Origin of the sequence: Terasakiella sediminum (assembly GCF_033100395.1) — a bacterium.
In the GTDB taxonomy this organism is placed as follows: domain Bacteria; phylum Pseudomonadota; class Alphaproteobacteria; order Rhodospirillales; family Terasakiellaceae; genus Terasakiella.
The window spans coordinates 1-20,313 of sequence record NZ_JAWLVJ010000023.1 but is presented as its reverse complement, the minus strand read 5'-3'; the positions used below and the strand labels follow the sequence as shown (position 1 = coordinate 20,313).

The following is a 20,313-nucleotide window of genomic DNA, read 5'->3' as shown; positions in this document are numbered from 1 at the left end:
TATGTCTGAGAAAAAAGGCTGGTTGTCCCGCCTGAAAGCGGGCCTGAGCAAATCATCCAACAAACTGACCAGCGGCATTGGGGACCTCTTCACCAAACGCAAGCTGGATGATGATGCGTTGGAAGAACTGGAAGACCTGCTCATTACCTCTGACATGGGGATCAGTACGGCCAGCAAGATCGTCAAAGGCGTGGCAAAAACACGCTTTGGCAAGGATATCGACACGAATGAGCTCAAAGCCGCCCTTGCTGACGAAATCACCCCAATTCTGGAACCCGTCACCAAACCACTGGATGTCAAAACGGGCCGCAAACCCCATGTGGTGCTGGTCTGTGGCGTCAACGGATCCGGTAAAACCACCACCATCGGTAAATTGGCCAAAAATTATTCCGAACAGGGCCTGAAAGTCATGCTGGCTGCAGGCGATACTTTCCGCGCGGCGGCTGTTGAACAGCTCAAAGTCTGGGGTGAACGCACGAACGTTCCGGTTATCGCCAAAGAAACAGGCGCCGATGCCGCAGCCCTTGCTTTTGATGCTGTAAGTGAAGCTCAGGCACAAGGTGTAGACGTGCTCCTCATCGACACCGCAGGCCGTCTGCAAAACAAGGCCCACCTGATGGACGAGTTGGAAAAAGTCGTGCGCGTCATCAAAAAGGTAGACGACACCGCGCCCCACGACACGGTGCTGGTCCTGGACTCCACCGTCGGCCAAAACGCCCACAGCCAGGTGGAAACGTTTGATAAGGTCGTCACCGTGACCGGGCTTATCGTGACCAAACTGGATGGCACAGCAAAGGGTGGCGTGACCGTCAGTCTGGCGGAAAAATTCGGCAAGCCCGTCCATGCTATCGGGGTTGGGGAAGCGGCAGAGGATTTACGCCCGTTTGAAGCGAGAGCCTTTGCTAATGCCTTGGTTGGTCTAGAGGAATAATCCTTCCTAAATACGATCTAAGCCTGTATCCTTTCCCAACTTAAAGGTGGGAAAGGTTTGCAGTTATGTCTGATACCCTGAAAAATGCACTGATCGCTTTGGCTGTCGCCATAATCGGTGGCTTGGCCGTTTGGTACCTGACCAAAACCGACCCAACACCTACCAAACAAACCATAATTTCTCAGACAGGCAACAACAATCAGGCGGCTGGGCGCGACATAGTCAACAATGGCGTCAGCCAAACCCATTATGACGCATTGTTGAAAAAGCATACACTGACGGAAGCAGCGGTAAACCGTATTCAAAAGTTATTTCAGAAAAATTCTGCCCCGTATAGTAATCCCGTAAACGCTTTGGATGAATTTGCAGAAAAATATGTAGATCTCCAAAATAGGTTAGAACGAATTGATAACAAATCACCACTTTCAGACGAAATCAAACAGAAAGCCAAGCAAGCTTTTGAAAATGGAGATTTAAAGAAAGCAGAAAGGCTGCTGAATGAAGCGGCCCTAACAGACCTAAAACAATCCGATAAACATTGGAAATCTGCCATTGAAAGCTATGTAAAAGCGGCAGAGATGAAGGAACTTGAATTCAACTATTTAGCAGCAGCCAACTATTATAACGAAGCTGCCGATAATACTCCTCGAAAAGAGCACGACATATATATCGAAAATCGTATTCATCAAGCCAATAGGCTAAACTTGGCCGGAAGGTACTACGATTCTCTAAAAATAAATGAAGATATCGTTAACTTTTTAAGAATAAATAAATCTGTCGATAAAAAATTACTACCACAAGCAATAAGCAACTTAGCAAATTCCCATTTACTTCTAAATAAAATGGAAGAAGCAGAAAAACTACTTAAAGAAGCTTTTGAGATAGGAGAGAAAATATTAAAGCCAGATGACCCGATTATTGCTTTATTATCAAATAATTTGGCTGAAATATATAGAGAAACAAACAAGTATAGCGATGCAGAGCCGCTATACATTAAAGCCTTAAAAATCATTCAAAAGCCGAATAATTACGAAGCACAACACGTCGCTACTTTATTGAATAATCTCGCCCTACTATATCAAGAAACCAAAAGAGAAGATAAAGCTGAAAACTTCTTCAAGAAAGCTTTAGTAATTCACGAATCAACTCTAGGAGTTAACCATCATCAAACTGGCATTGATTACAATAATCTAGCACTTTTATATCAAGACATAGAAAGGTATGTCGAAGCAGAAGAATTGTTTTTAAAAGCAATAAAAATTACTGAATTTTCATTAGGCCCATACCACCCCGTAATGGTCACACGCTTAAATAATCTTGCAAATCTATATTTAAAGATAAAGCAATATAAAAAGGCAATTCCCATTTACAAAAGAGCGATCAAAATTGATCAAAATTCTAATAAACTAAGCCCTCAAGGTAGAGCTTTGCTTCTGAACGAACTGGCAACTTGTTACCTACAGACCGAGCAACTTGACAAAGTTACCCCATTATTAAATAAGGCTTTGTCTACAATCGAAAAATCCATGGGCTCACAACACCCTGCGACCCAAATGGTTGCTCTAAACTATGCTTTGTTTTTAGGATCACAAGGCAACATGGTAGAAGCAAATATGCTGATAAAGAACTACAACCTCTCTCAGGAATTTCTAGATTTGTCTGAATCAAAAAGATAGGTTCAACAAACTAATTTTACCCCACAAAAAAGCTCCCACTTCCATCGTAGAAAGCAGGGGCTTTTCTTTAAGCTTTTACCAGACCTTAGCGAGTCGGAACGGGTTCTTCGCCGCTGTAGTCGTAGAAGCCACGACCAGTCTTGCGACCGAGCCAGCCGGCTTCGACGTATTTCACGAGCAGGGGACACGGACGATATTTGGTATCGGCCAGGCCTTCGTGAAGGACGTTCATAATCGCAAGGCAGGTGTCCAGACCGATGAAGTCGCCCAGTTGCAGTGGGCCCATCGGATGGTTGGCACCCAGACGCATGGCATCGTCGATGCTTTTCACGTTACCAACACCTTCATAGAGGGTGTAAACGGCTTCGTTGATCATCGGGATCAGGATACGGTTTACGATAAAGGCCGGGAAATCTTCTGCAGAAACAGAGGTTTTGCCCAGACGTTCCGTCATTTCCTTGATGCAGGCGTATGTGCTTTCGTCTGTCGCGATCCCGCGGATCAGCTCGACCAGTTTCATCACAGGCACCGGGTTCATAAAGTGCATGCCGATGAAACGTTCCGGACGATCTGTGGAAGCCGCCAGACGAGTAATGGAGATAGAAGAGGTGTTGGAGGCCAGAAGACATTCAGGGCCAACAACGTCACAAACCTGTTTGAAGATGTTTTTCTTAACTTCTTCATTCTCGGTTGCAGCTTCAATAACCAAATCTGCATCGGAAAGAGCAGACATTTCGGTGGAACAGTCGATCAGGCCCAAGGCGCTGTCACGATCTGCTTGCGAAATCTTCTCTTTCTTTACCTGACGATCCAGGTTCTTTGTGATGGTCGCCACAGCGCTATCCAAAGATTCCTGGCTTACATCAATCAGTTTAACGGCGTAACCAGCGGCTGCAGCAACATGTGCAATCCCGTTACCCATTTGACCGGCACCAATGACACCGATTGTTTTTATTGTTACAGACATGGTCCCTCTTCTCGTCCGTTAGGGGTTAAATACGGTAGTGGGAGAAAGAGAATTGGGGATTAACCCAATTCCTTTTCAAGTTCTGGTACCGCATCGAATAGATCCGCAACCAGGCCATAGTCGGCAACCTGGAAGATCGGTGCTTCTTCGTCTTTGTTGATCGCAACAATCACTTTGGAGTCTTTCATACCCGCCAAGTGCTGAATGGCACCGGAGATCCCCACAGCGATGTAGAGTTCAGGTGCAACGATCTTACCTGTCTGACCAACCTGCATATCGTTCGGAACAAAGCCCGCATCAACCGCAGCACGGGACGCGCCGATGGCAGCACCCAGTTTGTCAGCCACTTTTTCAAGCAATTCAAAGTTTTCACCGTTGCCCATACCGCGACCACCGGAGATCACAACCTTAGCAGATGTCAGTTCTGGACGTTCAGAAACAGACAGTTCTTCACCAACGAAGGAAGATTTACCGGAATCACCTTGTGAAGCGATGGCTTCAACAGCAGCAGAGCCACCTTCAGCAGCCGCCGCATCAAAGGCAGTGGTACGAACAGTGATAATTTTCTTTTCATCAGAAGACTGAACAGTCGCCATGGCGTTACCCGCATAGATCGGGCGCACGAACGTGTCCGCAGACTCGACCTTAACGATGTCAGAAACCTGTGCAACATCCAAAAGCGCAGCAACACGTGGCATGAAGTTTTTGCCGTTTGTGGTCGCCGGGGCCAGGATGTGTGTGTAATCACCGGCCAGAGACACAACCAGGGTGCCCATGTTTTCAGCGATTTCGTGATCATAGGCAGCATCATCTGCCAGCAATACTTTTGCAACACCGTCGATTTTCGCTGCTGCATCCGCCGCAGCCGCACAACCGTTACCAGCAACCAGAACAGTGATTTCGCCAAGGTCTTTCGCTGCAGTTACAGTGTTTAACGTTGCATCTTTGATGGATGCATTGTCGTGTTCAGCAATAACAAGAACGCTCATCTTACAGTACCTTCGCTTCGTTTTTCAGTTTATCCACCAGTTCGCTCACGGTTTCTACCTTGATACCGGCAGAACGCGCAGCAGGTTCTTCAACCTTCAGCGTTTTCAAGCGTGGGGCAACATCAACACCAAAGTCAGCAGGCGTCACTGTTTCCAGCGGCTTTTTCTTGGCTTTCATGATGTTTGGAAGAGAAGCGTAACGTGGCTCGTTCAAGCGCAGATCAGATGTTACGATCGCAGGCAAAGTCAATTTCACAGTCTGCAGACCGCCATCAACTTCACGTGTCACATCGACAGAACCGTCAGCAACAACAACTTTTGATGCAAATGTGCCTTGTGGCCAGTCCAGCAATGCACCCAGCATCTGGCCTGTTTGACCGTTATCGTCATCGATGGCTTGTTTACCCAGGATAATCATATCCGGTGATTCTTTTTCAACAATGCCTTTGAGCAGTTTTGCAATAGCCAGTGGCTGCAGATCTTCGTCTGTTTCCACCAGAATGCCGCGATCAGCGCCCATGGCCAAAGCCGTGCGGATCGTTTCCTGGCATTTTTTCTCACCCATAGAGACAACCACAACTTCTTCAACTGTGCCTGCCTCTTTAAGGCGGATTGCTTCTTCTACTGCGATTTCGTCAAATGGGTTCATAGACATTTTGACGTTTGCTGTTTCTACACCCGTGTTGTCCGGCTTAACGCGGATGTTCACGTTGTAATCAATTACGCGCTTTACTGCGACGAGAACCTTCATGGAATTCCTTTCTCAGAAGTCTGTTTAACTGGGTAAACCCATACGCCTGAGGCTTGTTTTCATTTTAAATTTTTCGCATTGCACAATAAAGCTTGTGCCTACGTATGTCAATCAAGAGAACGATTGTTAAAAAGTATCATTTTCTCCCGAAAAATCACGCGAAATTATCGGTGTGCCCCCGGTTTCCACAAGACATCCGAATTTCCTTTATCATTTAGAAAACGAGCCATGACAAATGCATGATCTGACAGGCGATTTAGGTATTGGACGCACAGCGGATTGATGTCGTCACGTGCGGCCAATTGCGTACACAATCGTTCCGCGCGGCGACAGACCGTGCGACACAAATGAAGATGGGCGGAAGCCTGGCTGCCCCCCGGTAAAATAAATGAGGTCAGATCGCTCAATTGCGCATTCATCGAATCGATTTCAGATTCAAGACGTTCTACCTGTTCTGCCACGATCCTGAGCGCCCCTTCAGCCCGGCGGCCATCTTCGGGTGTGCACAGATCAGCCCCTAGATCAAACAGGTCGTTCTGGATGCGCTCCAGCATCTGATCCATATCCCCTTCTGCATAAAGACGGGCCAGACCAATTGTCGCATTGGTTTCATCTACACAGCCATAGGCCTCAACACGCAGATCATGTTTGGCAATGCGCGATCCATCCCCCAGTGATGTCTCACCCTTGTCGCCGCCGCGTGTGTAGATTTTCGTCAATGTGACCATCGTCTTTTAAACCCTTCTTTTGATGCAAAAAAGTCAAGGGTGGCACTTTTCCAATCTTCACCGTCCGGGTCAAGCTGAAAGAGGTAAAAAAACGTAAAGCTTCTTAAGAAAAAGCCTTTTTGCCATCCTGCTGTGGCATATTGATCAGACGGTAGGTGCCTTTGCCCGCCTGTTTGGCTTCATACATGGCCCCATCGGCCAACGTGACGATCTTTTGCGTATCGCTTTCCTTGCCAAAGAAACGCACCACCCCGATGGATAATCCGATCTTGGCAATCTGCCCGTCTTTTTCGTAAGGCGCAGAGATTGCATCCTGCATTTTATCGATTACCGCTTCGATGGCATCCAGATCATCGATCCCATGGGCGATAACGGCAAATTCATCTCCGCCCAAGCGCGCGCCAATGTCGGTATCACGCAGGACTTTACGCAGACGCATACCGACCTGAACCAGGACCCAGTCCCCAAAACCATGGCCGAACTTATCGTTTACGCCCTTAAATCCATCCAGATCAAAATAGAACAAAACCCCGGCCCGTTCGGTCCGGGCAGCCAAAGCAATCCCATTTTTCAGATGTTCATCAAACAAACGACGGTTGGCCAGCCCGGTTAAGGGATCATGATGGGCAAGATGGGCCAGCGCTTCTTTCGTATTTTTATGTTCGGTAATATCAAAGGCCCACCACAAAATAGCTTGACGTCCGCCATATTCGATCAGGCGTGTACTGATCTCTGCCCAAAAAGACATGCCATCAGCGCGCAAACAACGGGTTTCCACACTGCTTAAGAATTTTTCGCGCCGGGTTTCCACCCAATGGCGACGATGGAGTTTCTTTTCCACATAAAATTTGCGCGTATCATACCCAATAATCTGCGATTTGGGGATGCGATACATATCGGCCAATCGTTTGTTGGCAAACAACAGCTGGAATTCTTTGACGTCCGAAATTCCAATGGCGATGGGGCTTGTCCCCAAAATGCGACGCAGACGTTCTTCTGAAACCCGCAAGGCTTTTTCGGCCTTTTTACTTTCAGAAATGTCCAGCAAAAGCCCATTCCAGACCGTATCGCCATTGGCCCCGCGATGGGCCCGCCCACCTGCACGAACCCATAAAACCTCTTCAGTTTTACGGTGTTGAATACGGATATCAATGGACCAGTCAGACATTTCTTGTCCGGCACGTTCCAGAATTTCGCGATAACGACCACGGTCTTCGCGCAGCACGGTTTTTTCCAGCAGTTCCGGGTCGGACATCATGGAGGCAGGCCCCCACCCGGTTAGTTCGCGCACACCTTGACTGATATAGCTAAAACCCACACGTCCCTTGCTATCGCGGCGTATCTGATACACTACGCCCGGAATATTGGCCCCCACATCACTAAAACGACGCTGGGTTTCGCGCAGTGACCAAACGGTTTCTGTCTGGGTAAAGGCATTGCCGAGCAAATCACCAATCACTTTGAAGGTGGAGACATCCAGCGTGTTCCAGATACGTGGCTCATCAAAATGCATTCCGATCAGCCACAATGTGCCGCGCGCCAGTAAAACAGGGGCCAACAGCGCTGCTTCGGCGCCATAGTCGCGCAACGCCTCCCCAACCCCGTCAGCATCATCAGGCAAATTGGCAATATTTTCAATCTGCACCACTTCATTTTGCCGAAGACGCCCCAAAATCCAGCTGCACATGGTTTTTCGCGAACGATCCAGCATGCGTTGATCGGAATTTTTCGACCAGAAATAACGGGTTTCATTAATATCAGTTGATAAATCCACGCGTGCGGCAAAACAGCGATCAGCATCAAAATATAGCCCTGCAGCACGCACAGCCGCACGCGCCGCATCATCGGCGGGCAATTCAATAAATTTACGGGCAATGTCGCTGTAAAGTTTTTCGCGGCCCTCAGACAGGCTGATCCCGCTGGGACGCCCGATCAACAGATAGCAATCACTTTGTCCGGTTTCGGCTTCGGGTAAAACCGTGACACTGACACGGAAGGAAAAAGCCTCGCCCCCGGTCACATCAACGCTGAGAACAGCCTGATTTGAAAAATCTATATCTCCCAGTCTTAAGGTGCAGGCACAGGCAGCGGACACATCAAGATCGCATCCGATCTCAAATCGAAAGGAAGGGTTTGCATAAAGTAAATTCACGCCGTCGCTTTCATCACTTGCCTTTCTGACCACAATATGGGCATCGGGACTAAAGCGAGCGGCGCGCCCAACAAGGGCGTCAAAGTCCATATTCTCGACTAACCTGTAGATGAATGCATTCTTGGCAGGCAGTCTAACATTGAATAGGTCGGGAAGATAGTCGCAATATTTGATGTAAAGCTGACAATAAAAAAGGCCCCTTTCCACACACGCGGAAAGGGGCTCAAGTCGGCTTCGCTGTCTGCCTTTTTCCCACAATTTGGGAAACATGCTCTAGTGACGGATGGCAGAATCCTTTAAATGTCACCGGCACGCTCTTCGCACCTAAATCCGGGCATCCATCAAATAGAGAGGGAGAGAATGCCCGAGCTCAGGACTGCAAAAATCTTAGCGACGGGTCAGAAGACCGCGTGCAATCACGCCTGCCTGAATTTCAGCAGCACCTTCAAAGACATTGAGGATACGGCTGTCACACAGAACACGTGAAATTGGATATTCCGTCGCATAACCGTTGCCGCCATGAATCTGTAGCGCGTTGTCCGCGTTCGACCAGGCCACACGAGCTGCCAGCAGTTTCGCCATACCGGCTTCGATGTCACAACGCACATCGTGATCTTTCTCCCAACCGGAGAAATATGTGATCTGACGTGCGATCATGGTTTCAACAACCATCCAGGCGATCTTGGAGTGAACGCGTGGGAATTCAAAAATCGGTTTACCGAACTGAACACGTTCAGTGGCATAGCGCAGACCGTATTCCAGGGCAGACGTTGCCACACCGGACGCACGCGCTGCGGTTTGAATGCGCGCAGATTCAAAAGTTTCCATCAGCTGTTTAAAGCCCTGGCCTTCTTCACCGCCCAGCAATTGACCTTCTTCAACTTCAAAGCCGTCAAATGCCAATTCATATTCTTTCATACCGCGATAACCGAGAACTTCGATCTCGCCACCATCCATACCTTCAGCCGGGAACGGATCTTCGTCTGTGCCGCGTGGTTTTTCAGCCAACAACATGGACAGACCTTTGTAGCCTTTCTCATCCGGGTTAGTGCGAACCAGAAGCGTCATCAGATCAGAACGCGATGCATGTGTGATCCAGGTTTTGTTGCCTGTCACTTTCCATTTGCCATCTTCCAGAACCGCACGTGTTTTCAGTGACCCCAGGTCAGACCCAGTGTTTGGTTCAGTGAAAACGGCTGTAGGCAGAATTTCACCGGAAGAAATCAGTGGCAGATACTTTTCTTTCTGTTCTTCCGTGCCACCCAGACGGATCAGCTCACCGGCGATCTCGTTACGGGTACCAAGAGAACCCACACCGATGTAACCACGTGACAGTTCTTCGGTGACAACACACATGGCAGTTTTACCCATGCCAAGCCCGCCGTATTCTTCCGGAATAGTCAAACCGAAGACACCCATTTCAGCAACAGCTTCGATGATCTCCATCGGGATCAGTTCGTCCGCTTCGTGCCATTTGTGCGCATCTTCAATGACGTTCTCATCAACGAAACGGCGGAACTGATCGCGGATCATTTCCAGTTCTTCGTCCAGGCCCGTTGCACCGAAAGAGCCTGTTTCCAGACCATCTTTGGCGTATTCAGCGATCTTGCGACGAATAGCAGGTGTGTTGCCTTTATATTTAAAGGTTGTCACTTCCGGCGTCATATATTCATGACAGTCTTTTGACGTCAGGCCCAAATCATGCGGACGGATCACTTCGACCTGCGAAATCGCAATACCGTGAGTCAGTTGTGTACAATATTCACCAAAGGCACATTGCAGGATCAGTTGTTCAAATTCACCGAAAGACCCTTCTTCAGTCAGTTTTTCACCCCATTTGTGCATCTGACGCAGGGATTCAACATATGTTGCCATCCACGACAAGCCATGGGCAGCTGTTTGTTCAATTTCCAGTTTCTGGGAGTCAACGCGACCGTCTGTCATTACTTTTTCTGCAACAGCATCTTTGGCTTTTTCCAACAGAATGTCAGCAGCCTCAACGGCGCGACCAGCAGAAGGCAAAAGGTCGGATAGGATAAGATCACTCATGGATCATTCCTTTCAAATATCTATAATTTTAACGAAGCCGAATTTTCATGTCCCGGCGAAGGCCGGGATCTTTTTCCAACGGGAAAGAGACCCCGGATCAAGTCCGGGGCACAGTTTTTGTTAGTTACGCTTCAAGGTTTTCTTCAACTGTACGCAGACCAGTTGTCTTGGCGTTTACCAATACAGACATGTTGCCTGGCAGGTGTTGGTTTTTCATCATCTTCATGTGTGCTTCTGGAATTTCGTTCCATGGGAACACTTCAGACATACATGGGTCAAGACGACGCTCTACCATCAGTTTGTTGGCTTGTGAAGCTTGCTTCAGGTTCGCAAAGTGAGAACCCTGGATACGCTTTTGACGCATCCATACGAAACGGGCATCCATTGTCAGGTTAAAACCAGTTGTACCCGCACAGAACACAACCATACCGCCACGCTTAACAACGTTACAGGAAACAGGGAAAGTCATTTCACCCGGGTGTTCAAAGACCATGTCAACATCGTTGCCTTTGCCTGTGATTTCCCAGATGGCTTTACCGAATTTACGTGTTTCTTTCATGTAATCGTTGAAGCCTTCGCCATTTACTGTTGGCAGTTGGCCCCAGCAATCAAAGTCTTTGCGGTTCAGAACAGCTTTTGCACCCAGACCCATAACGAAGTCACGCTTGGATTCGTCAGAGATAACACCGATTGCGTTCGCACCAGCTACAGCACAAAGCTGAACAGCGTAGGAACCCAGACCACCGGAAGCACCCCAGACCAGAACGTTGTGGCCAGGGCGCAGGATGTGTGGACGGTGGCCAAACAGCATACGGTAAGCGGTTGCCAGTGTCAGTGTGTAACAAGCTGCTTCTTCCCAAGTCAGGTGCTTGGGACGTTCCATCAACTGACGTGCCTGAACGCGACAGAATTGTGCGAAAGACCCGTCAGGTGTTTCGTAACCCCAGATACGCTGAGTTGGGGAGAACATAGGGTCGCCGCCATTACATTCTTCGTCATCACCGTCATCCTGGTTACAGTGAATGACAACTTCGTCACCAACTTTCCAGTTTTTAACCTTGTCACCAACGGCCCAAACGATACCGGACGCATCAGAACCGCAAACGTGGTAGTCATCACTATGTACGTCAAATACGGAGATTGGCTTACCGAGCGATGCCCAAACACCGTTGTAGTTTACACCCGCTGCCATAACGTAAACCAGCGCGTCGTGACTATCGAGCTTAGGTGTTTCAACAACTTCTTCCAGCATCGCTGTGTCCGGGTTGCCATGTCGCTCACGGCGGATCGCCCAAGCGTACATTTTTTCAGGAACGTAACCTAGTGGTGGCATTTCGCCAATTTCATACAGGTCTTTTTTTGGTTGGTCTTCGAGGACTTCGGCGAGATAACTCATTACCGGGATACTCCCATAAATTTTCTATAGACGTTTCAGCAAAGCCAATTGATTGGCGTTTTTGACTTACCTCCACATCTACACCAATTTTCGGCCATGACAAGCTTTTTTTGCATTGCGACACAAAAAAGTGGTTGCATATGCAACTTGTTTTTAAAAAATCACAGTATTCATATGATTTTGGGCTTTTTTTGCGATGCGGAAAATGTTAGTTTGTGGGAAATAGATGATTCAATACTGAATAATTATACTAAAGTAGAATCGTTTTAAGAAATTATATTTCGCGTAGGAGCGCCCAAGAATGTCTACAAATCAACCGGTTCAAAAAGACCGTCCATGGCTATTTCGGACCTATTCCGGTCACAGTTCAGCCGTCGAAACAAACAAGCTGTTTCGCACCAACCTGGGCCGCGGCCAAACAGGTCTGTCTGTCGCATTTGATCTGCCGACACAGACGGGTTACGATTCGGACCATGTGCTGTCACGCGGCGAAGTCGGTAAAGTAGGTGTGCCGATCTCTCACCTGGGCGACATGGAAACCCTGTTCAACGAAATCCCGCTGAACAAGATGAACACATCCATGACCATTAACGCCCCTGCGGCCTGGCAACTTGCGCTTTATATTGCGACAGCTGAACGCCAAGGTGCAGCCCGTTCTGATCTGGCCGGGACCACGCAAAATGACATCATCAAAGAGTATCTGTCGCGCGGCACATATATCTTCCCGCCTGAACCGTCTTTGAAGCTGATCACGGACATTGCAGCCTTCACATACCGCGAAATCCCGAAATGGAACCCGATGAACGTCTGTTCCTATCACCTCCAGGAAGCGGGCGCGACCGCACAGCAGGAACTGGCTTATGCCTTGGCAACTGCTATTGCCGTTCTCGATTCGGTAAAAGCTTCCGGTCAGGTGCCCGATGAAGATTTCTCCAAAGTGGTGGGGCGTATCTCCTTCTTCGTAAACGCTGGTGTTCGTTTTGTAACGGAAATCTGTAAAATGCGTGCCTTCACCGAACTGTGGGACGAGATTTGCCGCGAACGTTACGGTGTCGAAGAAGAAAAATACCGCCGTTTCCGTTATGGCGTTCAAGTGAACTCACTTGGTCTGACTGAACAGCAGCCGGAAAACAATGTTTATCGTATCCTGATTGAAATGCTGGCCGTGACATTGTCCAAAAACGCACGTGCGCGTGCCGTTCAGCTTCCTGCCTGGAATGAAGCGTTGGGTCTGCCCCGTCCATGGGATCAGCAGTGGTCGCTTCGTCTGCAACAGATCATGGCGTTCGAGACTGACCTGCTGGAATATGGGGATCTGTTTGATGGCTCCCCTGAAGTGACCCGCAAGGTGGAAGAACTGAAAGAAGGCGCACGCGACGAACTGGCCCGCATTGATGAAATGGGCGGCTCTATCCCGGCTGTTGAAACCGGCTATATGAAACAAGCCCTTGTTGAAGCCAACGCCACACGTCTTGCCGCCATCGAGGCCGGTGAGCAAATCGTTGTCGGTGTAAACAAATTTGCCGAAGGTGAAGAAAGCCCGCTGACAGCTGGGGATGGCGCCATTCTGACCGTTGATCCGGCAGCTGAACAGGCGCAGATCGAACGCCTGAAAACTTGGCGTGACAGCCGCGATTCAGCCAAGGCTGAAGCGGCGATTGAAGAATTGAAATCTGCTGCCAAGGAAGGCCGCAACATCATGGAACCTTCTATCGCTGCAGCCCACGCCGGTGTCACAACCGGGGAATGGGGCACTGCGCTTCGTGAAGTGTTTGGCGAATACCGCGCCCCAACAGGTGTTGGTGGGGCGTCCAGCGCACAGCATGGTGACCAGTTGGCTGACGTTCGCGTTAAAGTCGATAGCATCTCGGAAAAAATGGGCCGTCGCGTTAAAATGCTGGTGGGTAAACCTGGTCTGGATGGACATTCCAACGGTGCTGAACAAATTGCAGTACGTGCGCGTGATGCCGGGATGGAAGTGGTTTACGAAGGTATCCGCCTGACCCCAGCCCAAATCGTTAACGCTGCCCTTGAAGAAGGCGTGCATGTGATCGGTCTTTCCATCCTGTCCGGGTCTCACATTCCACTGGTGACCGAAGTTCTGGAGCGCATGAAAGAAGCTGAAATCAGCGACATTCCGCTGATCGTTGGCGGTATCATTCCACCAGAGGATGAAGAAGAACTGCTGAAAGCTGGCGTTTCCCGCGTCTACACACCAAAAGATTACGAGATCAACGCCATCATGGCTGATATCACCAATTTGGTAGGTGAGCTTCAAGCAGCTTAAAAGATCAAATATAATCTCTATTAAAGCCTCTGATTATCATCAGGGGCTTTCTTTTTTTAAGAGCTTGAGAAATCTGCGAAAAATTCCCATAATCGAGTGAGGGGAAATAACCGGGTCGATCAGGTACAATGCGGATTTATGTCACAAAAGTCTTTACTTTCAACATACTGCTGTGTGCAATCTTGTTTACCTTCACTACAGCAACTTCTGCAAATGACAATAAAACTGTGCGTTGGGCGTTAAATGATTTCATTCCATTCTATCTGAAGGATGGTCCCTATATGGGAGAAGGTATTTCTGACAAGCTGACCGCTTTCTTCCAGAAGCATTTGCCCGACTATAACCACCATCAGGAACAGATGAATTTCCCACGTTTTTACGCACTCGCCAAACGCGGCGACTTGGTCTGCAATCCCTTATTGCTAAAAACACCGGAACGCGAAAATTTCCTGGCTTATTCCAGAGCCTTCAAACCCGCTTACACACATGTCCTTGTCAGCCGACAGCCGTTAAATTACCCCTCACAGGGTCTATCCTTTGAAAAGTTCCTGAAAGAAGAAAGTCGTAACCTGATTGTCCAGACAAAAAGGTCCTATGGCCCCAAACTGGACAAGATTATTTCCCAGGCAAAACAGAGCGGGTACATTGAAACACACAATTTCCCCACCAAACAACTTTTCGTGATGCTGGAAAACGGCCGAATTGAATATTTCCTCGATATTGAAAACAGTGTGACCTACTATCGCGCCATTCATAAAGGCTCAACAAAATTTTACAATATCCCGTTAAGCGAAGATCGCCTCGACAGATTTGGCTACGCAACATGCTCAAAAACTGAAGAAGGCCAGAAACTCATCAAACGCATTAATGAGATTTTAAACGAGAAAGCTGCTTCCGGCGAATTTCGCGCCATCGTAGAATCATGGATGGCTCCTGAAAACCTGCCGCGTTTTCGTGATTTTTACGATAAAACAATTCTGAACTAGGGTCAGGATCCATCAATTTAGTACAATTTGGTTTATTTAGAAGGCCACAAGATTAGGAAAAGTCTCGCAGGAAGTGTCATTCACTTTCAAGAGACTTTGACGCGATTCTTGTGGCCTTCTAAATAAATCCTGAAGGAACGGGACACATTTGAAGAAGGCTGGCGTTATGAAACTCTTGAAGTACTGGCACTTCGGCGAATTTCATGCCTAATCCTTCTTCAAATGTGTCTCCGCCAAATGGACTAAATTGATGGATCCTGACCCTGAATTTGCATTGTCCCTATATTTCCTGTATAGATCAGCCAGCTTGGAATAACCAAGTAATCAACTCAGGAAAATTTGAAATGAGCGACACCCGCACAGATTTGGTGGGCCTTGACCGTAATGAGCTTAAGGCTGAGATGGAACGTATTGGTGAAAAAGCCTTTCGCGCCAAACAGCTTTGGCAGTGGATCTATCACCGCGGCGTGACCGATTTCACGCAAATGAGCAATATTTCCAAGTCGCTTCATGGCAAACTGGCGGATCATTTCTATATTTCACGCCCCCATGTTTCTGAGGAGTTGACCTCCAAGGACCGCACGCGCAAATGGCTGTTTAAATTTGACGACGCCAATGAAGCCGAAACCGTCTTTATTCCGGAAGAAGATCGCGGTGCCGTTTGTATCTCTTCACAAGTCGGCTGTACGCTCACCTGCAAGTTCTGCCACACGGGCACACAGTTACTGGTGCGTAATCTGTCTACGGCAGAAATCGTCGGCCAGTTTATGGCCGCGCGCGACAGCTATGGAGAATGGCCATCGCCTCCCGGTGACAAACGTCTTTTATCCAACATCGTGCTGATGGGTATGGGGGAGCCGCTTTATAACTACGACAATGTGGTTAAAGCGCTGAAGATCCTGATGGATCAGGAAGGCATATCCCTGTCCAAACGCCGCATTACCCTGTCCACATCTGGCGTTGTGCCCGAAATCCGCCGTCTAGGTCAAGAAGCCGATGTGGAACTGGCAATCTCGCTCCACTCCCCGGTCGATGACGTGCGTAACGAGATTATGCCGATCAACAAAAAATATCCGCTGGCAGAATTGATGGCAGCGGTGAAAGATTATCCAGCAGCTACCAACGCGCGTCGGGTAACCTTCGAATATGTCATGCTGAAAGGCATCAATGACAGCGAGGCGGACGCCCGTGCGTTGACCCGCCTGGTCAAGGATATCCCGTGCAAGTTCAACCTGATCCCGTTCAACCCATGGCCGGGCAGCAATTATGAATGTTCCGGTAAAAAGGCACAGAAGAAATTTGTTGAGATTCTCAACCGTGCCGGATACACCGCCACCATCCGAGTGACACGTGGTCAGGACATTCTGGCGGCCTGTGGTCAATTGAAATCAGAAAGTGAACGCACCCGCTGTTCACGCATGAAAGCGCGCATCGAAGCGGGCATTCATGATGATGAACACATTCTGCCAGCTTCCACGGTTGCTGAATAAGTCAGGGCAAGTATTTCTTTACGATTTTGTCAACTACGCCCTCTTTTTGCATAATGGGCAACAAGGCACTGAACCGACGATACAAATCATTGATATCTTTTGTGCTCTTCTTCGAAAGAACTAGAAATGCGGGTTCATGGGGCATAAAGGGAACGTCAAGACTTTTGACACCCTCTTCCAATCCCATACGTCTGAGATAGTATTGAATACGCAGTTCATTCTCCAAAATCACATCAACACGACCTGCAAACAACATATTCAAAGCACTTTTAGGATTATCAAACTCTACACGCGCAATTGAATGGGACTCAATCCCCATGTTTAGTTCATGTATCAAAGAAAAACCGCGGTTATAAGAAACCCTCAACCCAAAGAGGTCTGAAACCTTTTCAAACAGAAGTTCACTGTCTTTCAAGACAAAAACCCGGAATGTAGATGTATGAATAGGAACCGCAAAAACATACTTCACATACTCACGGCGATCTTCACGGTCAAATAAACTGAAACCAACATCACAGCTGCCATTTTTTAAAGCATATATCAACCGCGCCCAGGGCAGTAGACTCAGTTTATAAGGTTGATCTATTTCATGAAGAAGATATTTGACAGTATCAACATCAATCCCCGATAACTCGTTGCCATCATGAATAACAAATGGTTGAAATCCCAAATGTGTACAGACGTTTAGAACATCTGCTTTCTCATCAGCCTGGGCATACACAGAAAGCATCAACAAGAAGGCAACAACAATCCTTCCTATCTTCATAACTTCCTCTTTCTTAAATCCTGATTAATTCAAGTATTGGGTCGTGATATTCATAATTGTACCATCAAGATGCAATTTCTTCAGCCTTTTCTCAAACATCTCTTTTATGGCGTCTATATCAGACAATGTGGATCTGCGCGACATGACCAGAAAAGCAGGCTGATGAGGTAGAAACGGCACACTTAAAGACCGGATCGAACCGAATTTTTTGCGCTTTTTCAGGTAATATCGAAAACGCGCATCATTATCCAGAACCGCGTCAATTTTTCCTTTTTCCAACATATCCAAAGCTTCTTTTACATCATCAAAAGAAAAGCGGGTGATGTAGCCATCAGAAATCGCCTGTTCCAACCCAACCGTCAGGGCAAAGCCACGATTATGGGCAATTTTCATCCCAAAAAAATCTGAAACCCGGTTAAAAGTAAACTCCCTGCCCTTCTTTACGAAAATACTGAAAGTGGAATAATGGATCGGCACGGTAAAGATATATTCCACAAAAGCGCGGCGATCTTCCGTATCAAACAGAGAAAACCCCGCATCACAGGTACCCTCTTCCAGGGCTTTAAGCAATCCGGGCCAGCTATAGGCCTTGATATCGGCTGGTTGCTTAGCCGATTTCAGCACAGCCACCATGATATCAATATCGATCCCGCTTAACGACTGGCCTTTCTGAATGACATAGGGTTCAAACCCCATATGGGTGCAGAGCTTCAGAGCACGCGCCTGTACATCATTCTGCCAGAACGGTAGAATCATCAGGCATACGGTCCATATCCTTATAAATCTGCTCACCCTTTATCCCCTGATAAAAAAAATTGCCCGCGACAGTCTATCGCACTGCCCCATAAAATTGAAATCTGAAAAATAAAATATCTTTTCTAATATTCATCCTGTGATCATCCACAGGCTTGAAGAGGTATCCCTTTTAGACCAATCAAAACAATTATTTAGCTGAAATTTAACGAAAAACCCACAAAGCTTCTTCGCACATAATTTTTTCTTTTGCTCAACTGTACATTAGTGTTTGGGCTGCTTTCCCCGGCCAAAATCTGCTAACTCCTTAAAATTATAAGAAAATGCCGTCTTTATTGCCTCTTGTCAGATGGGCAAAGAGATTGCAAAATCAATCAACTAAACGTCCAAATAAAAAGGTGCCCGACCCCCATGCAGTTTGATTTTGCCACCATCGCCGGATTGATCCTGGGTGTCACAGTTGTCGTTCTGGCAATTCTGACTGGATCTGATGTCAGCATCTTTTTTAATGGTCCGGGCTTTCTGATCGTCATGGGTGGCACCTTCGCTGCGACCTTGATCAAATTCCCCATCACCGGGATTTTCATTTCCATCCCCATCGGGGTGCGCGCCGCTTTTACGGTCCAGAAAGAGAAGCCACGTGATTACATCCGTCAAGCCATTCAACTGGTGAAACGGGCGCGTAAAAACGGCATCCAGACCATTGAGAAAAACAACCTCAAAAACCCTTTCTTTAAAAAAGGTGTGCAGCTTTGTGCCGATGGTCGCGACCTGGATTACATCCGTAAAATCTTAACACAAGAAATGGCCATGGCCATCCAGCGCGAAGAAGTCGGTGGTAAAATCTTTCGTGCCATTGGCGATACAGCCCCTGCTTTCGGCATGTTCGGCACCATCGTTGGTTTGATCCAGATGCTGGCCAATATGACCGATCCATCTTCTATCGGCCCAGCCATGGCAGTTGCGTTGCTGACGACCCTTTATGGTGTGTTGATCGCAAACCTGATTGCCCTGCCTATTGCTGATAAACTGGAATCAAAATCTGCAGAAGACAAAGCACTGCGTTCACTTGTCATTGAATGTGTGTTCCAGATCCAGCAGATGCAGAACCCGACGGCCATGCTGGAAATTCTGGAACCTCACCTGCCTGAAAAACAACGCGGTGCGGCCAATCAAGACAGCTATACCGCCGGTCGTGATGCAAAGAAACGGCGCTAAGACATGAAGACATACGATCAGGAAGTAGACACAATAGACGGATCAAAGATGATCAAGCACGGCAACGATGCGCCGGCTTGGATGGTCACCTATGCCGATCTCATGTCTTTGCTGTTTGCCCTGTTCGTCCTGATCCTGTCCTTTTCTGAGGTGAACGATCAAAGCTTCAAGAAAAACGCTGGCCCCATGCGCGAAGCCTTTAACCAGAACGCCGATTTTGAAACCGATCAGGAATCGACCCTTTCCGGCGGGCAAGGCATTCTGAAAGGCGTTAAATCCATTCCCATCAATGTCCCGGATCAGGAAGCCCTGCAGGAAGCCATGGTGGAAAATCTGCGCCGATCCTTGCAAGCTGACCTCGCCAACAAGCTGGTGGAACTGGTGGAAACCAAAAACGGCGTGATCGTGCGTTTCCCCTCTGAAACCGCGTTTCAGCCCGGTGGTGCTGAACTGGCACCAACGGCCTATGCATCCCTGGATAAAATCATCCCGGTACTGGCCCGCACGCCCGGGGATATCAAAGTGGGTGGACATACGGATAATCTACCGATTTCCACCTCGCAATATCGGTCCAACTGGGATTTATCGTCTGCGCGGGCAACCTCGGTCATTCATTACTTCCTGCGTTCCGGTCAAATCCCGCAGAAGCGGCTGACCTCCCAAGGCTATGCAGCGTCACGCCCGCTTTATGAAAATATCACACCGGAAGCACGTGCCGCCAACCGCCGCGTCGAGATTGCAATCGAAATCCCAGACGATACGGAGGAAGCAGCCAAAATTCTGGAAAAACAGCAACCGCGCCGCCGCATCTGGACCATCGAAAAAGGCCAGAAACAACTGCTGCCCGGCGTAGAAGCCCAGGACCAGTTGGAACGCCGTCAGCGCATGAAAGAAAACGCGCAGTAAAAGCGATCAAGCCTGCGCGTAAATTTCTGTTCTCCCGTGTCACACACTACGTCCACAATTCTCATAAGAAAATCGTCATCGCGGATTTATTCCGCGATCCGGGGTGGACGCAGCACTCTCTCCTTCCACCCCGGATCCCGCAACAGGATGCGGGATGACAATTGCGCTGGGAAAAGGAAAGAATGACCCGTCCTAAAATACGTTGACGGTTTTAGGTTAAGCCCGTTGCTTTTGGCAGCGGGCTTTTCTGTGCATTTGGTTTGGCGTT

Annotated in this window: 16 protein-coding genes; 7 read left to right on the top strand and 9 right to left on the bottom strand. The window is 48.2% G+C overall.

The genetic code is table 11. The annotated features are described in order from the left end of the window. Window position 1 precedes the first annotated feature (1 nt). The gene (gene ftsY, locus RYZ26_RS16140; RefSeq protein WP_317684274.1) at window positions 2-931 is read left to right on the top strand and encodes a signal recognition particle-docking protein FtsY; all 930 of its coding nucleotides are present in this window, start codon (window positions 2-4) and stop codon (window positions 929-931) included. A 65-nt stretch (window positions 932-996) separates the two neighbouring features. Next, window positions 997-2,607, top strand: a complete 1,611-nt coding sequence (locus tag RYZ26_RS16135) for a tetratricopeptide repeat protein (protein WP_317684273.1) — start codon at window positions 997-999, stop codon at window positions 2,605-2,607. A gap of 85 nt (window positions 2,608-2,692) precedes the next feature. Here RYZ26_RS16135 and RYZ26_RS16130 read toward each other — a convergent pair whose 3' ends face one another. From RYZ26_RS16130 to ccrA, 7 genes are all read right to left on the bottom strand, one after another. Next, window positions 2,693-3,574, bottom strand: coding sequence for a 3-hydroxybutyryl-CoA dehydrogenase (locus RYZ26_RS16130; RefSeq protein WP_317684272.1), 882 nt, complete (start codon window positions 3,572-3,574; stop codon window positions 2,693-2,695). A gap of 59 nt (window positions 3,575-3,633) precedes the next feature. Beyond that, on the bottom strand, window positions 3,634-4,563 hold the full coding sequence (locus RYZ26_RS16125; protein WP_317684271.1) for an FAD-binding protein: 930 nt from the start codon (window positions 4,561-4,563) through the stop codon (window positions 3,634-3,636). 1 nt (window position 4,564) lies between these two features. After that, window positions 4,565-5,314 (bottom strand): electron transfer flavoprotein subunit beta/FixA family protein, encoded by a 750-nt coding sequence (locus RYZ26_RS16120; RefSeq protein ID WP_317684270.1) that lies wholly within the window; start codon window positions 5,312-5,314, stop codon window positions 4,565-4,567. A 164-nt stretch (window positions 5,315-5,478) separates the two neighbouring features. Beyond that, window positions 5,479-6,042 (bottom strand): cob(I)yrinic acid a,c-diamide adenosyltransferase, encoded by a 564-nt coding sequence (locus RYZ26_RS16115; protein WP_317684269.1) that lies wholly within the window; start codon window positions 6,040-6,042, stop codon window positions 5,479-5,481. Window positions 6,043-6,145: 103 nt separating this feature from the next. Beyond that, on the bottom strand, window positions 6,146-8,284 hold the full coding sequence (locus RYZ26_RS16110; protein ID WP_317684268.1) for a diguanylate cyclase domain-containing protein: 2,139 nt from the start codon (window positions 8,282-8,284) through the stop codon (window positions 6,146-6,148). A 297-nt stretch (window positions 8,285-8,581) separates the two neighbouring features. After that, the gene (locus RYZ26_RS16105) at window positions 8,582-10,243 is read right to left on the bottom strand and encodes an acyl-CoA dehydrogenase family protein (RefSeq protein ID WP_317684267.1); all 1,662 of its coding nucleotides are present in this window, start codon (window positions 10,241-10,243) and stop codon (window positions 8,582-8,584) included. 124 nt (window positions 10,244-10,367) lie between these two features. Then, window positions 10,368-11,639, bottom strand: a complete 1,272-nt coding sequence (ccrA, locus tag RYZ26_RS16100) for a crotonyl-CoA carboxylase/reductase (RefSeq protein WP_317684266.1) — start codon at window positions 11,637-11,639, stop codon at window positions 10,368-10,370. Window positions 11,640-11,940: 301 nt separating this feature from the next. On the opposite strand from ccrA, the gene RYZ26_RS16095 reads away from it, so the two are divergent. From RYZ26_RS16095 to rlmN, 3 genes are all read left to right on the top strand, one after another. Then, complete coding sequence (locus RYZ26_RS16095) at window positions 11,941-13,926, top strand: methylmalonyl-CoA mutase family protein (protein ID WP_317684265.1); 1,986 nt, start codon at window positions 11,941-11,943, stop codon at window positions 13,924-13,926. Between the two features lie 128 nt (window positions 13,927-14,054). Beyond that, window positions 14,055-14,912: a TIGR02285 family protein gene (locus RYZ26_RS16090; RefSeq protein WP_317684264.1), complete on the top strand. Its 858-nt coding sequence runs from the start codon at window positions 14,055-14,057 to the stop codon at window positions 14,910-14,912. Window positions 14,913-15,256: 344 nt separating this feature from the next. Beyond that, a complete protein-coding gene (gene rlmN, locus RYZ26_RS16085) occupies window positions 15,257-16,402 on the top strand; it encodes a dual-specificity RNA methyltransferase RlmN (protein ID WP_317684263.1) in 1,146 nt (381 codons plus the stop codon). A 1-nt stretch (window position 16,403) separates the two neighbouring features. Here rlmN and RYZ26_RS16080 read toward each other — a convergent pair whose 3' ends face one another. Continuing rightward, window positions 16,404-17,168 carry a substrate-binding periplasmic protein gene (locus RYZ26_RS16080; protein WP_317684262.1) on the bottom strand — a complete coding sequence of 255 codons (765 nt, stop codon included), beginning with the start codon at window positions 17,166-17,168 and terminating at the stop codon, window positions 16,404-16,406. 24 nt (window positions 17,169-17,192) lie between these two features. Beyond that, window positions 17,193-17,924 (bottom strand): substrate-binding periplasmic protein, encoded by a 732-nt coding sequence (locus tag RYZ26_RS16075; RefSeq protein ID WP_317684261.1) that lies wholly within the window; start codon window positions 17,922-17,924, stop codon window positions 17,193-17,195. A gap of 408 nt (window positions 17,925-18,332) precedes the next feature. On the opposite strand from RYZ26_RS16075, the gene RYZ26_RS16070 reads away from it, so the two are divergent. Both RYZ26_RS16070 and RYZ26_RS16065 read left to right on the top strand, forming a co-directional pair. After that, window positions 18,333-19,139, top strand: a complete 807-nt coding sequence (locus RYZ26_RS16070) for a motility protein A (protein ID WP_317684260.1) — start codon at window positions 18,333-18,335, stop codon at window positions 19,137-19,139. 3 nt (window positions 19,140-19,142) lie between these two features. Next, on the top strand, window positions 19,143-20,045 hold the full coding sequence (locus RYZ26_RS16065) for an OmpA family protein (protein ID WP_317684259.1): 903 nt from the start codon (window positions 19,143-19,145) through the stop codon (window positions 20,043-20,045). The last annotated feature ends 268 nt before the right edge of the window (window positions 20,046-20,313 follow it).

Coding starts and splice junctions, on each gene's coding strand:
- ftsY (WP_317684274.1), top strand. CDS start 2: ATGTCTGAGAAAAAAGGCTGGTTGTCCCGCCTGAAAGCGGGCCTGAGC.
- RYZ26_RS16135 (WP_317684273.1), top strand. CDS start 997: ATGTCTGATACCCTGAAAAATGCACTGATCGCTTTGGCTGTCGCCATA.
- RYZ26_RS16130 (WP_317684272.1), bottom strand. CDS start 3,574: ATGTCTGTAACAATAAAAACAATCGGTGTCATTGGTGCCGGTCAAATG.
- RYZ26_RS16125 (WP_317684271.1), bottom strand. CDS start 4,563: ATGAGCGTTCTTGTTATTGCTGAACACGACAATGCATCCATCAAAGAT.
- RYZ26_RS16120 (WP_317684270.1), bottom strand. CDS start 5,314: ATGAAGGTTCTCGTCGCAGTAAAGCGCGTAATTGATTACAACGTGAAC.
- RYZ26_RS16115 (WP_317684269.1), bottom strand. CDS start 6,042: ATGGTCACATTGACGAAAATCTACACACGCGGCGGCGACAAGGGTGAG.
- RYZ26_RS16110 (WP_317684268.1), bottom strand. CDS start 8,284: ATGGACTTTGACGCCCTTGTTGGGCGCGCCGCTCGCTTTAGTCCCGAT.
- RYZ26_RS16105 (WP_317684267.1), bottom strand. CDS start 10,243: ATGAGTGATCTTATCCTATCCGACCTTTTGCCTTCTGCTGGTCGCGCC.
- ccrA (WP_317684266.1), bottom strand. CDS start 11,639: ATGAGTTATCTCGCCGAAGTCCTCGAAGACCAACCAAAAAAAGACCTG.
- RYZ26_RS16095 (WP_317684265.1), top strand. CDS start 11,941: ATGTCTACAAATCAACCGGTTCAAAAAGACCGTCCATGGCTATTTCGG.
- RYZ26_RS16090 (WP_317684264.1), top strand. CDS start 14,055: ATGCGGATTTATGTCACAAAAGTCTTTACTTTCAACATACTGCTGTGT.
- rlmN (WP_317684263.1), top strand. CDS start 15,257: ATGAGCGACACCCGCACAGATTTGGTGGGCCTTGACCGTAATGAGCTT.
- RYZ26_RS16080 (WP_317684262.1), bottom strand. CDS start 17,168: ATGAAGATAGGAAGGATTGTTGTTGCCTTCTTGTTGATGCTTTCTGTG.
- RYZ26_RS16075 (WP_317684261.1), bottom strand. CDS start 17,924: ATGATTCTACCGTTCTGGCAGAATGATGTACAGGCGCGTGCTCTGAAG.
- RYZ26_RS16070 (WP_317684260.1), top strand. CDS start 18,333: ATGCAGTTTGATTTTGCCACCATCGCCGGATTGATCCTGGGTGTCACA.
- RYZ26_RS16065 (WP_317684259.1), top strand. CDS start 19,143: ATGAAGACATACGATCAGGAAGTAGACACAATAGACGGATCAAAGATG.